Consider the following 13120-nt stretch of genomic DNA (forward strand, 5'->3'; position numbering starts at 1 on the left):
TCCATTCGATTGAGGTAGGACCGTCGGGTAACCGGCGGTCCTACCTCAATTGATATTACGCCATTCCCAGTCGTTCTACCTTTTCTACTCCCTTGACGTTCTTTAGCGCGTTCATGATGCGGTTGAGATGTTCCAGGTTCTTAACGGCCACCATGAAAGTCCCCTGGGCCTGATCCTCATTTACGGCTTTGACATTGGCTTGCACAATGTCAGAATCATTGGATGAGAAAACCCCACTGATGGTAGCCAGCATGCCGGTCCTGTTTTGAGTCCTTATCCCCAACCTTACGATTCGGCTAAGGTCCTGGTCTTGGTCCCAACTCACGTCCACGATTCTTGAGGAATCCGTAGAACGTATGTTGAAGCAGTCCTCTTTGTGAACCGTGACACCCCGACCTCTAGTTATGAATCCCCTTATAGGGTCACCGGGCAATGGATTACAGCATTTAGCGAAGTTGACCATGACGTCCACCAGGCCCTGAACCCTGACTCCGCTCTTCTTTGTGCTCCGTTGCTTTCTAACGTGTCCTTCTTCGGCAACTGCGGTCTTAGCCTTCTCCCGCTCTTGGGGCGGCACCAGCTTAGTTGTCACGACCTTTGGTGAGACGCGGCCGTACCCGATGGCAGCGTAGAGATCTTCCTCGGTCTTGAACGCGAAATCCTGCGCGACCTTTAGTATTTCGCCTTCCTTTTCCGCGCGGCCGAGATCAATTCTCCATTTGCGCAGTTCCCTATCCACGCTGTTCTTTCCCATTTCGACTGATCGGTCACGTTCTTCGGCCAGAACAAAGTGGCGGATTTTAGTGCGAGCCTTGCCGGTCCTGACGTATTTGAGCCAGTCCTTGCTGGGCTTCTGATGGACCGCGGTTACTATCTCGACGGTGTCGCCGGTCTTTAGCTGGTATTTCAGCGGGACCATCTTGCCGTTTACGCGGGCACCCACACACCTGTGGCCCACCTCGGAGTGGATGGAATAGGCGAAGTCCAGCGGAGAGGCGCCTTTGGGGAACTCCTTGACCTCTCCCTTTGGCGTGAAGACATAAACCTCGTCGGGATACAGGTCCACCCTGACGTTTTCCAGAAACTCCCGTGGATCATCCAGGTCCTGCTGCCACTCCATCATCTGCCTCAGCCAATTGATGACCTTGGCGTCCTCGGCTTCTACAACCTTCCCCTCCTTGTAGGACCAGTGCGCCGCGATTCCTTCTTCCGCTATGAGGTCCATCTCGTGGGTTCGGATCTGGATCTCGATCCGCCTTCCTTCAGGCCCTATGACCGTGGTATGCAACGACTGATAACCGTTGCCCTTGGGCATGGCAATGTAGTCCTTGAATCTGCCCGGCGCGGGCCTCCAAAGTGAATGTATCAAGCCAAGGACCGCGTAGCATTCGCTGACCGTGCCGAGGATTATCCGAAAGGCCGTCAGGTCGTGGATCTGATCGAACTCCAAGTTCTGGGACACCATTTTCTGGTAAATGCTGTGAATTTCCTTGTTACGCCCCTTGGTGACAGCCTTGATTTTGTATTGTTTGAGTGTCTCCCTTATAACCCTCAGCACGTTGTTAACGTTTTCTTCGGTTTGTTTTATGGATTCTTCCAGGCGGGCTTTTATGGTGTCGTAGGTTTCCGAGTCGAGGAACTGGAAGGCCAGGTCCTCCAGCTCCGTGCGCATCCAATAGATTCCCAGCCGGGACGCCAGCGGCGCGTAAATATCCATGGTCTCGCGGGCTATTCTTTGCTGGGCAACTCGCGGGAGGTAACCCAGAGTGCGCATGTTATGAAGGCGGTCGGCGAGCTTTACCAGCAGGACCCTGATATCTCGGCTCATCGCGAGAATCATTTTTCTGAAGTTCTCTGCCTGCCTCTCTTCTTTTGACTGAAATTCAATCTTGCTGATCTTGGTGACGCCGTCCACCAGTGTTGCGATCTCTTTTCCAAAGAAACGTTCAATATCATCAATGGTTGCGAGGGTATCTTCTACAGTGTCGTGCAATAGCCCAGTGGACACAGATGCCTCATCCAGTTTCATCTGGGCGAGTATTCTGGCCACTGCGACGGGATGGACCAGGTAAGGCTCACCTGATCTCCGCGTCTGGCCCAAATGCACTTGAGCGGAGTAAACGTAAGCCGCACGAATAAGGTCCAGGTCAGCGTCGGGATAGTAGGACTTGACCAGATCCTGGATTTCGCCGAATCTAACTATGGGTGTGCCGGTCGATGGCATGGATCCTTTGTGTTAACCTGCCTTAGCCTTTTTTGGCTGAAAGAATTATAGGCCCTGGCATTACGTCAGGCCTAATGTTATTTGTCACTGGGAATTCCGCCGGGTTCAATGTTGCGGCAAAGATTTTCCTTGGCGTTTCTTGAGAACCAACCTTAACGGCGCTCCACCGAAGTCGAAGGCCTCCCGCAAACGATTCTCCAAAAACCTCTTGTAAGAGAAATGAATTGACTCCGGATAGTTGCTAAAGAACATAAATGTCGGCGGGGCCGCCTGAACTTGCGTCAAATAGTAAATCTTGATCCTCTTGGTTTTGCGATGCATTCCAGGCGGATTTTGTTTTACCACCTGTTCGAGGAACCTGTTTAGTTCGGAGGTCGAGATTCTTTTTCGATAGCGCGCATTGAGTTCATCGATCAAGCCGAAAAGCTTGACGGCTCTGGTCCCCTTCAGAGCTGACAAAGTAAGCACCGGCGCATGATCCAGATATTTCAAAGAATGGCGCACCTCGTCGAGGTAATGGCTGACCGTATTGCTGTCCTTGGCAATCAGGTCCCATTTGTTCAACACAAGAATGACTCCCCTGCCCTTTTCAAACGCGTAGCCGGCTATTCGTGCGTCCTGGTCCGTCACGCCTTCTCTGGCGTCCATCATCATTACGACTATGTCGGCCCGATCAATGCTCCGAAAGGCCTTTATGACACTGAATTTCTCAAGCCGATCAACTATCCGTGAACGCCTCCTTATCCCCGCGGTGTCTATGAAAAGATATTCCTTGCCGTGATGGCGCACTACAGTATCTATGGCGTCTCGCGTCGTGCCTGGCTCGGGGTTGGCCACCAACCTCTCTTGTCCCAGAAGAAGATTAATCAGCGTTGATTTTCCCACGTTCGGTCGTCCCACGACTGCCACCTTGATCATGGGTTCGACCTCGGAATCGGGTTCGACCGACGGTTCCGGCGGAATTCGCTCGGGAATTTGTCCCAGTAGGGCATCCAGGAATTCGTCCATGCCGTAACCGGTCATCGCGCTGACAGGAAAAATCGGATCAACGCCCAGAGAGTAGAAATCGACGGCAAAATCCTCCCTTTTCTCGGAATCGATCTTGTTGACCGCGTACAACACCTTCTTATCCGTTTGTTGCAGCATCCGGACAATCTCGTGATCCGAGGGAGTGATGCCGACCTTGCCGTCGCCCATGAAGACAATTATGTCAGCTTGCTCTATGGCGACTAGCGTCTGGGTGCGCATCTGGGAGAGCATCACATCGGGGCTTGTCGGTTCAAACCCTCCTGTGTCCACCACAATAAACGGCTTGTCTCGTACCGTCACCTCCGCGTAGTTCCTGTCGCGGGTCAGTCCGGGTGTATCTTCAACCAACGCCTTGCGCGAGCGCGAGAGCATGTTGAACATGGTGGATTTACCTACATTGGGCCGCCCCACCAGAGCGACCAGGGTTTTCGCTGCCTTAGCCATGGTCAAGGTTATAACACATTCGGCCAATACTGTTCAGCGCAAATCAACAAAGCCATGGGCCTCAGCGTTTCTTAGCGAAGCCTGAACAATCGGGCCGTTGGAGGCAACCATTCACTCACGCGGGAACGCTGAGACCTGTCATGGCAGAGACACCGTGCATGCCGTAATACCAGGTCGCGTTCAAACACTGAAGGATCAGATAGATCCTGCACGGACCTGAGTGACCTCAGGTCCGTGGCACCCGAAGGCCGATGCTGGTTGGCTGTTGGGTGCCACTGCCCTGGGAACCAGGTCAGTGCTGATTTTGGATCAAACAATCTTCACCGTTTGAAGGCGAATCCGTATGATTCAACACCGCAGCGTTTTCTGCTGTAAAACCGGATTTTGCAGGCCCCGACGTTTCGGGGTAATTGAACACGCTTTGACACTGTATTGTCTTGAAATGCCGGTGTCGTGATGATATTTTAACTGCGCCGGCCCAGCTTCTCCTCGTAGGAACGGAACAGATTCATGAAAGATGTCTTGAGCATTGTGGTGATCATCTCAATCGTCTGCACGGTCGCAGTAGTAGGTTGCGTGCCGGGACTGCGGTCCTCCAAGTCCGATTCTAATACTGAACGCGTTTCAGACGCAAAGGGCGTTCCCGCTCCAGCAGTCACCACAAAGATGCCAAATGTGCCGAAAGGCGAACTGGACAGACTCCTTGCCACGCCGCCTCCTCCGGACAAGTTAGTGGGAAGCACGGGCGCTCCCAGTACGCTTATAAAACCATCGGATTTCAGCGGTAGAGATGAAGTGAGCAGGGCCGCTTTGATGTTTGCTCAGGGCCAGAAAGATGTCAAACACGTCAAGACCTGCTATTCGAAGGCATACGGCGGATGGCACCTGCTCCTCTATGTGCAAAAAGGTAAAAAGCTAAATGAAGACGAGTATTTCTGGAACGGTGAAACCAAGGAATGGGAACTCTCCGGGCGCCGCAAGGACTTGGCCTCCCAGAAAATGGATATCTTGCTCAAAGCCGAACTCCCGGACGAAAAATGTTTCGTTTTGAAATGATGTGACTGTACAAACCTTATTTGCGCCGGCATGCGTCCTTCGTGAACGGCTTCGCAGCGCCTTGACCTAGGAAACCTCCATTTCCGCGGGTCAGGGGTTCGCGAACAGTTCGGGATTTCTGAGTTTCCCCGCCTTCCTCAGTATCTCCAGCACCCTGCGTTTCATAAACTCGGTTAGATTGTCACGGAAACGCACCGGCCAGCCTTTCCCGCTCAAGTCCCATGGATATGTTAATACGAAGGATGTCCCCGTAGGCCATATCGCGTGCGACGCGCCCATGAGAATCAACTCCTGAATCTTGTCCCTGTCTTCCGCTGCGAGAAAGTCCTCAACAGCTCCTAAAAAACTCTCATTTCTGACGTCTCGCCGTTCGCGGGCAATCTCCGGATGGTGTGCTTCAAACCGGATCAGAGCGAACCGCAACTTTCGGTCAAGTTCCTTGCCCTGGTAATAATGCCGGGAAAAAGCAAAATGCCCCACTTCTGTGTCAGGGTCGGGAATCAGGAGCCCTGACACTATTGCCAGTTCCACAACTCGACTGAAATAGATGCGGTTCTTGTCCTCCCGGGACAGAGCGTCCGCGGGATGGCACTCCGGATTTGAATTCATTTCTTGGAACGCCTGTGACGCCTAACAGAGCTTGCGTCGTCCTCGTCCGTAATTGCCGAGACGACCGGGCAAGTGATGGGACTCAACATGGCCAGCGGGATATCCAGCACAAAAGCCAGACCGTCCTCCAAGACTTCCAAAATGGGCTTCGGCGCCTTGCAAATGACCTGGCATTTTTCTTTTGCGTTGTAAACCGTCGTTCGAGTGGCCTTTGAGCCGGTCACTGTATCTGCATTTACAGGCGCGGTTGAAGCCAGGAAGATTCCCATAACGGAAATCAGAAGGACCCCTTTTAGCTTTTTCATGGGCCGTTTCTCCTTAGGTTTGCAGTAGCAATGGTCCACTATAATTACAATTGGTGCTGAAATCAAAACCTTATATCCAAGAGGAGTACGCCGTCAGTTATCCGAGGGCAAGGGACCTCAGTCTCGTGCTTCGCGCGGGCCGATGTCAGGGGACTGTGGGGCAGGCTTTCCAGCCTGCCGGTTGGAAAATGCCGACAATGGCAGGCTGGAAGAAACTGTCTCAGAATCGAGGGTTCTGCGATGGCATCGGTACGGCGTCCCGCGGGACGCGGGATGAACGGCCGAAATCAGGGCGCTTCTCGAAGCGCCCCTACATAAAAAATCCTCCAGCCACTAATTCTGAGACAGTCTCAGAAAACCTACCCCACCAAAGGAACCTTCCCACCCGAAAGACCGAATGGTTGCCCACACGAGCGAATTTCCGTTGACACGCGACCGACACGAGACTAAGATGGATATTTTCTTACCAGACAGGTTTGTCTCACAAAGGATCCGTCGATGAGAGTAGGGCTAAAGATATTTGCCGGCAACTCAAACCCGCGCCTGGCCGAGGCCATCACCCGATACATGGGCATCCCCCTGGGCGTGGCAACCGTGGGCTCTTTCAGTGACGGCGAAATTCAGGTGGAATTCAAAGAAAATGTGCGGGGGATGGATGTGTTTGTCCTTCAATCCACCTGCCAGCCCGTCAACGACAATCTCATGGAACTGCTGGTGATGGTTGATGCCCTCAAGAGAGCCTCAGCAAGTCGCGTGACAGCGGTATTGCCTTATTACGGCTACGCGCGCCAGGATCGGAAAGTAGCCAGCCGGGCCCCCATAACGGCCAAACTTGTCGCGGACGTTATAACCGCTGCCGGAGTAGATCGGGTCCTGACCATCGACCTCCATGCCGGACAGATTCAAGGCTTCTTTGACATCCCGGTGGACCATCTTTACGCGGGCCCCATCATGGCCGAGGCAATAAAAGCCAACCATTTCACCAGCGAGTGTACAGTGGTGTCGCCTGACGCCGGTGGAGTCGAGCGAGCCAGGGCTTTTGCCAAGAGGCTAGGCAGCAGCCTGGCCATAATTGACAAACGACGCTCCAAACCCAATGAATCTGAAGTGATGAATGTTATCGGTGATGTAACTGGTAAAGATGCAATCCTGCTCGACGATATGGTGGACACTGCCGGAACGCTGGTGAAAGCCGCGCAGGCCCTGGAAAATGCCGGAGCGCGTAGCATCTATGCGTGTTCCACACATCCGGTTCTTTCCGGCCAGGCAGTCGATAAGCTTAACGAGTCCCCAATTAAAAAGCTGTACATAACCGACACAATTCCGACGGAAGAGAAGTCTCTGAAGTGTCCCAAGCTTCAAGTCGAATCAGTGGCCCCTCTTCTGGGAGAAGCCATAAGCAGAATTCACAGAGAGGTGTCGGTTTCCGAACTTTTTGTATGACCGTAGCAGCAGAAAATCAAGCCCGCCTGCCTGAGGCCGGCTCGGGCTCTTGCCGGAGGAATTTATGTCCAAGATCGTATTGACCGTCGATAACCGTGATAAGACAGGTAAAGGCCCAGCGCGGCGCCTCAGGGCGGCAGGAAAAGTGCCGGCCATTTTTTACGGTAAGAAGACCGAACCCATTAAGATTGCGGTGGACAATCACGAGTTCAGGAAGGCCGTGGAACAGGCTGGGACCAACCCGCTATTCGACCTTCAGATCACCGAAAAAGGGGAAGTCAGCACCCGCCGTGCCCTGTTGAAAGACCGCCAGACCAGGCCCTGGGACGGAACCTTGGTTCACCTGGATTTCCTGGAGGTCTTCATGGACGAGTCCATCCAAGTGACCGTCCCTCTGGAGTTCGAAGGAAAACCAGCGGGACTGGACAAGGGAGGCATGTTTCACGTCGCGTCCAGGGAACTGGTTATTTCCTGTCTGCCTGACGACATTCCCGATGTCATTAAAGTTGACGTCTCCGGGCTGGATATTGGAGATTCCGTACACGTAGGTGCAATCACCTTGCCCAAGGGTGTCGTGGCCCTGGAGGACGCCGGAGTAGCTCTGGCCACACTGGCCGCGCCGAAGAAGGAAGAGGAAGCGGAAGCCGAGGCTCCGACCGAGGAAGCCGAGGCCGGTGGAAAGACGGAAACCTCTTAACCCCACTGCCCGTAGATTCAGTCTGTGCTTCCTGCCAACAAATTGGCACGGGGTGACGTGCGCTGCTCGCGATTCTCTCCGTGCCTGTTGCCTAATGCCGCATCCCACTTTGTCCGGGATGAGACTCATCCCGAGACTCTAACCGCATGAAATCCAAAGCGACTGCGAATAGTGTCCACGATGCCGTCTCGAATTCCGCGCTGGAGGCGCTTTGGGTCGAACAGATCCGTCTGCACGGTCGATTGGCCTATCCCTGACAGCTTGACCCCGACCTGCCGGATTTTTGTCCGGCGGGTGATGGTCTTCTTGAACAGTCTATCAAGGCACTCCAGGATTTCACGATTACCGTTGGTCCCTTCTTTGAATGAGATGGATCTTGTAACATCGACGAAATCCGCGTACCGGATCTTGAGGCTTACCGTGGTGGCGGCCTGCTGATCGGCCCTTACCCGAGCGGCCAGTTTTTCGCCCATCTCGCGGGCCACTGACCGAACGAAAGAATAGTCGAGCGTGTCTTTGGCCAGGGTCCGCTCCTTGGAATAGGATTTCTGACCCTCCAGCGGCTCTGTTCGAACCTGACGGCTGTCTCTCCCGACCGCGGTTTCCCACAACTTCTCGCCCCATCGGCCCAAAAGGCGCCGGAGACGATCAGGCCCCGCGTCCGCGAGTTCTCCCACAAGCCTAATCCCCTCTCGCCTGAGGATTTCCTCGGCATTTTTGCCCACACCCGGGACGCTGGCCACCGGAAGTCCGCCCAATACGTGTTGCGCCAAATGCGGGTCCAGGTAGAGCAAGCCATTGGGCTTGGCCAGGCCGGCAGCCATCTTAGCCTCGGTTTTCGTTCCCGCGAGACCCCCGGAGACATTGATGTGCAGTTCTGATCTTATCTCGCACATCAACCTGTGAGCCACCTCCCACGCAGGCGCTTTATGCAGCCTCAGGGTCCCGGTAAGATCCACATAGCCTTCATCCACACTGGTTTGTTCCACCGCAGGGGAGTAATTGCGCATAAACCCGAACATTTTGCCTGAGAATTCGCTGTACGCGGCAAAGTTCGGGTTAAGAAACACGGCATGGGGGCAAAGTCTTCTGGCCTGCACTACGGACATCGCGGAATGAACACCGAACCGCCTGGCTTCATAAGATGCCGCTGACACGACACCTCGATCGCTGCCACCTACTATGACAGCCTTGCCTCTAAGCTCAGGCCTCAGCCTTTGCTCCACCGAAGCAAAAAACGCGTCCGCGTCCACATGAAGTATCAATGAGGTGCTGAACATTGCTTACATTTGTTGGAAGTGGAACTGAAAAGAGCTGCTACAGTAAGTCAGCTAAGAACGCGTCAAGTTGGGCGCTCCTTATTTTCTATATTTTCGCAAGATCCCGACCACGACCCCTTGTATCGTTACATCTTTCTCGTCCAGAACCATAGGCTGATAAGAGGGGTTGGCCGGCTCCAGCATGATGCGGCTTCCACGTCGTCTATACCGTTTGAGGGTTGCTTCGCTGTTTCTTATAAGCGCGACCACCATTTCACCGTTCACGGCTGCATCGCGTTTTTCCACGATCACGTAGTCACCATCCATAATATGATCTTCAACCATGGAATCGCCTTTCACTTGCAGCACGAACGTAGAGCCGCGTCCCATCATAGCTGCGGGAATGGCCATGGTTTCGGTATCTTCCAGTGCTTCGATGGGGCTTCCTGCTGCAATCCTGCCTGAGAGGGGCACTTCCTCAATCACATGGGTTGTTGGCCTTGGTTCGGCAAGATCTATGGAACGATTGGCATTCCATTTTTTTGTTAAGAAGCCTTTGGTTTTCAGATTTTCCACGTGAACGTGTATGTTGGAGGGGGAAGAAAGCCCCAAACCGCGGGCTATCTCTTCATAGCTCGGCGCGTGGCCGTACTCTTCCATGAAACGCCGTATGTAATCGAAGACAAGTTTCTGTTTTTTGGTCAGACTTCGCATCGTTCACCACTGATTAACGCCTTGTCCATATGATAACGAACATAATACGAAAGTCAAGCGAAATTGTTGCGAAAGCCACCTGACCCGTGCCCGTACCGGAACCTTATCCGGCGGTTTTCCGCCCGCTTCCCATTGACTTTCGGGTCCCCACTATGTTAAAAATATCAAGATGTTCCACGTGTCGGCAACCTTATGATGAAAACCGCGCTCATTGCTCTTGCAGCCTTTGGGCTGATCCTGGCCGCTTGCTACCAGGGATTCGCAGATCCCCTGTCCAAGAACGGCTGGGCCAGGGTTATTGATGTCTCTCCGCACGGTGCGATGCTTCTACAATACGCCAGCGGCAAGGTCGCGTGGAAACGCATCAATCCCGATAATGTGCGAAAAGACACCATGCTTGCCGTCAAAAATCGATTTCTGCCCGCTCGGTACGTGGAGACCAAGCAAGGAAGCACCCTCACCTTTCCCAAGGGAGAAACTCTCATCTACTACGAGCTTCATTTAGACTGACACGGCGTGGGTGTTTTTCCGGCGACAGGGCTTGCATCTTTTGCAGCGGAATAGCATCTTCATTCCTAGAAGACAAAGCGTAGGAGGAACCGGTTCATATGCCGATTTACGAGTACAAATGCTCTAAGTGCAACGACACATTTGAAAAGCTGGTCTTTGGCCAAGAAGAAGTGGCATGTCCCGCATGTGGCGGCCAAGTGGAACGGCAGATGTCATGCTGCAATTTCAAGAGTGGCGCCGGGTCCGGTAGCGACGGCAAAACGTTTGGGACCGCAAAGTCAGGGTGCAGCAGTTGTTCGGCGACATCCTGCGCGACTTGCCATTAATTAGTAAGCTGTCTCCCTTTCAAGGAGGTACTGTAATGCCTGACGTAGAGAGCGCTCATCTTCGCTTACAGCAACAAATTGACTGCCAACTTGAAGTGACACCCCGCCCGACTCTGGAAGCATGGGAGAGAACGGGCTGGAAAGACGAACCGGGCACCGACGTGGACGAATCCCCTCTGAAGTACATGGCATTGGTGCTGCTCGACGCCATCGAGGAGCGAGCCCCGCGACTTTCCATTGATAAGGACCAGGGGGTGACTGTTTTCTCGAATTCCACTTACACCCTGCCCAAGGCGCCTCCTCACATTATCGCCAGAGGCCTGGAGATCTTGCGGGAAATTACCGGAGTGGAAGGCCCCACCGGACAGGGGACGCTCGCCCTGGGAATACGTAATGACAGCCTGGAACTGGTAATCCAAAAAGACGCGGGAAAGCACATAATTAACATTCCGGGGATAGATCAGTATCCCGGATGACCCGACTCCTGTGAGCCATTCAGACGATTTAGCCACGGGGCAAGATGGCTCCCGGGTCTTGCCCCGGCCAGTTTTTTGGAGGATGATCATCCCACATCGTTGTCTTGACGCCTGGCGGGTACCTGGGTAACAAATGGCGACGATATCTCCTGTTGGACGAAAGCACCGGACGGGGCTATCTTTACATTCCGTAGTTGTTCTAAGGCTTCCCGCCGACTTCTACCGCTTCGCAAGCCCGGCCGGGCTCCGATTCCGACGCGTGCCTTTCAAGCTGCTCTCGGGGGATTCTGTCCAAAACGAGGTGAGGTTCGAATCTTTTTTGGTCTTTGTTCCAAACGAATTGTCGCAACTCTATGGCAGGACCGAGGTCCTCGTAAAGAATCACCCACCATTCACTATGTTTGATATCGAGGCAGATTTTCATCTTTTTTACTGATGGAGTGGCCCTTGCCATTTCAATGGCCGCGCTTCTAATCCTATCATCCTCCCAGTCATTTTTCTGGGGTTTAGGGTCTGCCTGGGGCTCTATGACAACTCTTACAGGTCGAGGGGGTTGGCCTTGTTGCGGGGGACCCGCCTCCTCCATCTGGCGTTCAGGCGGGATCGTAGGTTTTATGAGACCTTGATCCGTTTGTGCCGCGGCGGGTTGCTCGATATCGGCCTGTTCCGTGCCCCAATAAGGGCTTTTTAGGCCTTCCTGCGACGGCAGCCGACAGCCAATCAAGGCCAGAGCCACCATTACGAGCAGAGCGTTCCGTGTTAGGGCTGAACACAAGGCTTTGGCCCTTTCGGAAAAAAAGTAGCTTTTCGAGGCCATATCAGGGGAAACGGGCAAGGAAGACCTCCTTAACGGCACGTTGATCTCTCTTTGCGATCCTGGAGAATGACTCTGTTTACAGCGAATGGTTTTCCTTTTTCAGGAACGATGCAGCCCCCCTCCGGAGGAGAAGCTTCACCACGTCTTGACGGCCTGCTTTCCAAGCGACCATGACAGCCGAGTAGCCGAGGGAATTGACCGCGTTTACATCCACACCCCTGTCTAGAAGCAACTCTACCATTCGCGCCTGGCCGGCGACACATGCGCTGAGCATGGCAGTGTAACCTTCCTTGGTTTCCAAAGTAAAGTCCGCCCGGTGGCTCAGAAGCGCATCGGCCACATCACAATGGCCCCTTACACAGGCCATCATGAGCGGAGTCCTTCCCAATACGTCCCTCACGTTTACTTGCGCGCCATTGGCAACGAGAAAGCCCACCGTGTCCAAATGATTTTTGGCGGCCGCCAGGAACAATGCTGTACGACTTCTCGCATCTTCGCACTCCATACGGGCGCCCCTGGCAACAAGCAACTCGACCACTTCGGTACTCCCTGCACGGGATGCAACATGCAACGGAGTGCTCCGCCGGCCGTTGCAGGACTCAATTTTTGCCTCCTTGTCCAGGAGGGCTTCCGCCATTTCGACATGCCCTTCAAATGCGGCCCAGTGCAGGGCAGTCCAGCCACCTCTGTCAAGCGCATGGATATTTGCGCCGGCGGCCAACAGCAGACGCGCCGGTTCGGCCCTGTTCTCGACCGTGCAAATAACAACAGCGGTTCTCCCCAACTCGTCCTGAACCTCAACTTCAGCACCGGCCTCTATCAAAAGCGCGGCAACCTCCGTACTGCCTAGCCGGCAGGATTCCATGAGAGCGGTTTTACCTAAAGAGTCTTGGGCGTTGACCTCGGGATGGTGGTCCAGGAGGGTCTTGACCACATCGACATGACCTCGCGCCGATGCCTCAATTAAGGCTGTTCTTCCATGCTTGTTGCGAGCGTCCACGTCGGAGCCATTTTCGAGCAAAAAATCAACTAAGGCCCCGTGCCCGCCGGATGCCGCGAAAATGAGAGCGGTCGCGGCGAAAACGTCGTCCACAGCATTCAAATCATGACCGTCGGCCACCAATTGTCCGGCTCTTTCGATGTTTCCTTGTTGAGCCGCATATATCAACTCATTTTCCATGAAAATTTCCTGCCAACCAACGGGTGTTGAC

14 protein-coding genes are annotated in these 13120 nt (G+C 53.9%); 6 read left to right on the plus strand and 8 right to left on the minus strand.

Annotation, left to right across the window (positions count from 1 at the left end; all coding sequences use genetic code 11):
• Positions 1-55 precede the first annotated feature (55 nt).
• On the minus strand, positions 56-2203 hold the full coding sequence (locus tag HY913_15295; protein MBI4964643.1) for a bifunctional (p)ppGpp synthetase/guanosine-3',5'-bis(diphosphate) 3'-pyrophosphohydrolase: 2148 nt from the start codon (positions 2201-2203) through the stop codon (positions 56-58).
• Positions 2204-2329: 126 nt separating this feature from the next.
• Positions 2330-3697 carry a ribosome biogenesis GTPase Der gene (gene der, locus HY913_15300; protein ID MBI4964644.1) on the minus strand — a complete coding sequence of 456 codons (1368 nt, stop codon included), beginning with the start codon at positions 3695-3697 and terminating at the stop codon, positions 2330-2332.
• A gap of 510 nt (positions 3698-4207) precedes the next feature.
• Here der and HY913_15305 point away from each other — a divergent pair.
• Complete coding sequence (locus HY913_15305) at positions 4208-4753, plus strand: hypothetical protein (GenBank protein MBI4964645.1); 546 nt, start codon at positions 4208-4210, stop codon at positions 4751-4753.
• Positions 4754-4843: 90 nt separating this feature from the next.
• Here HY913_15305 and HY913_15310 read toward each other — a convergent pair whose 3' ends face one another.
• Both HY913_15310 and HY913_15315 read right to left on the minus strand, forming a co-directional pair.
• Positions 4844-5362: a hypothetical protein gene (locus tag HY913_15310; GenBank protein ID MBI4964646.1), complete on the minus strand. Its 519-nt coding sequence runs from the start codon at positions 5360-5362 to the stop codon at positions 4844-4846.
• A complete protein-coding gene (locus HY913_15315; protein ID MBI4964647.1) occupies positions 5359-5667 on the minus strand; it encodes a hypothetical protein in 309 nt (102 codons plus the stop codon). The genes HY913_15310 and HY913_15315 overlap by 4 nt, the downstream gene beginning before the upstream one ends.
• 498 nt (positions 5668-6165) lie before the next feature.
• On the opposite strand from HY913_15315, the gene HY913_15320 reads away from it, so the two are divergent.
• The gene (locus tag HY913_15320; protein ID MBI4964648.1) at positions 6166-7110 is read left to right on the plus strand and encodes a ribose-phosphate pyrophosphokinase; all 945 of its coding nucleotides are present in this window, start codon (positions 6166-6168) and stop codon (positions 7108-7110) included.
• A gap of 64 nt (positions 7111-7174) precedes the next feature.
• Positions 7175-7807, plus strand: a complete 633-nt coding sequence (locus HY913_15325; GenBank protein MBI4964649.1) for a 50S ribosomal protein L25 — start codon at positions 7175-7177, stop codon at positions 7805-7807.
• Between the two features lie 125 nt (positions 7808-7932).
• On the opposite strand, the gene dinB is transcribed toward HY913_15325, so the two are convergent.
• Positions 7933-9087, minus strand: a complete 1155-nt coding sequence (gene dinB, locus HY913_15330; GenBank protein MBI4964650.1) for a DNA polymerase IV — start codon at positions 9085-9087, stop codon at positions 7933-7935.
• A 78-nt stretch (positions 9088-9165) separates the two neighbouring features.
• Entirely contained in the window at positions 9166-9780 is a 615-nt protein-coding gene (gene lexA / locus HY913_15335; protein MBI4964651.1) for a transcriptional repressor LexA, read from the minus strand.
• A 192-nt stretch (positions 9781-9972) separates the two neighbouring features.
• Here lexA and HY913_15340 point away from each other — a divergent pair, with 192 nt between their 5' ends.
• From HY913_15340 to HY913_15350, 3 genes are all read left to right on the plus strand, one after another.
• Entirely contained in the window at positions 9973-10290 is a 318-nt protein-coding gene (locus HY913_15340; GenBank protein ID MBI4964652.1) for a hypothetical protein, read from the plus strand.
• A 98-nt stretch (positions 10291-10388) separates the two neighbouring features.
• The gene (locus tag HY913_15345; protein ID MBI4964653.1) at positions 10389-10616 is read left to right on the plus strand and encodes a zinc ribbon domain-containing protein; all 228 of its coding nucleotides are present in this window, start codon (positions 10389-10391) and stop codon (positions 10614-10616) included.
• Positions 10617-10651: 35 nt separating this feature from the next.
• Positions 10652-11092, plus strand: a complete 441-nt coding sequence (locus HY913_15350) for a hypothetical protein (GenBank protein MBI4964654.1) — start codon at positions 10652-10654, stop codon at positions 11090-11092.
• 199 nt (positions 11093-11291) lie between these two features.
• Here HY913_15350 and HY913_15355 read toward each other — a convergent pair whose 3' ends face one another.
• On the minus strand, positions 11292-11927 hold the full coding sequence (locus tag HY913_15355; GenBank protein MBI4964655.1) for a hypothetical protein: 636 nt from the start codon (positions 11925-11927) through the stop codon (positions 11292-11294).
• Between the two features lie 58 nt (positions 11928-11985).
• Positions 11986-13089 carry an ankyrin repeat domain-containing protein gene (locus HY913_15360; GenBank protein MBI4964656.1) on the minus strand — a complete coding sequence of 368 codons (1104 nt, stop codon included), beginning with the start codon at positions 13087-13089 and terminating at the stop codon, positions 11986-11988.
• Positions 13090-13120: the final 31 nt, after the last annotated feature.

Source organism: Desulfomonile tiedjei (genome assembly GCA_016212925.1).
Lineage (GTDB): Bacteria > Desulfobacterota > Desulfomonilia > Desulfomonilales > Desulfomonilaceae > JACRDF01.

What these genes read in the sequence shown, in the direction of transcription:
- HY913_15305 (MBI4964645.1), top strand. Translation starts at nt 4,208, where the DNA reads ATGAAAGATGTCTTGAGCATTGTGGTGATCATCTCAATCGTCTGCACG.
- lexA (MBI4964651.1), bottom strand. Translation starts at nt 9,780, where the DNA reads ATGCGAAGTCTGACCAAAAAACAGAAACTTGTCTTCGATTACATACGG.
- HY913_15315 (MBI4964647.1), bottom strand. Translation starts at nt 5,667, where the DNA reads ATGAAAAAGCTAAAAGGGGTCCTTCTGATTTCCGTTATGGGAATCTTC.
- der (MBI4964644.1), bottom strand. Translation starts at nt 3,697, where the DNA reads ATGGCTAAGGCAGCGAAAACCCTGGTCGCTCTGGTGGGGCGGCCCAAT.
- HY913_15320 (MBI4964648.1), top strand. Translation starts at nt 6,166, where the DNA reads ATGAGAGTAGGGCTAAAGATATTTGCCGGCAACTCAAACCCGCGCCTG.
- HY913_15350 (MBI4964654.1), top strand. Translation starts at nt 10,652, where the DNA reads ATGCCTGACGTAGAGAGCGCTCATCTTCGCTTACAGCAACAAATTGAC.
- HY913_15310 (MBI4964646.1), bottom strand. Translation starts at nt 5,362, where the DNA reads ATGAATTCAAATCCGGAGTGCCATCCCGCGGACGCTCTGTCCCGGGAG.
- HY913_15325 (MBI4964649.1), top strand. Translation starts at nt 7,175, where the DNA reads ATGTCCAAGATCGTATTGACCGTCGATAACCGTGATAAGACAGGTAAA.
- HY913_15360 (MBI4964656.1), bottom strand. Translation starts at nt 13,089, where the DNA reads ATGGAAAATGAGTTGATATATGCGGCTCAACAAGGAAACATCGAAAGA.
- HY913_15345 (MBI4964653.1), top strand. Translation starts at nt 10,389, where the DNA reads ATGCCGATTTACGAGTACAAATGCTCTAAGTGCAACGACACATTTGAA.
- HY913_15340 (MBI4964652.1), top strand. Translation starts at nt 9,973, where the DNA reads ATGATGAAAACCGCGCTCATTGCTCTTGCAGCCTTTGGGCTGATCCTG.
- dinB (MBI4964650.1), bottom strand. Translation starts at nt 9,087, where the DNA reads ATGTTCAGCACCTCATTGATACTTCATGTGGACGCGGACGCGTTTTTT.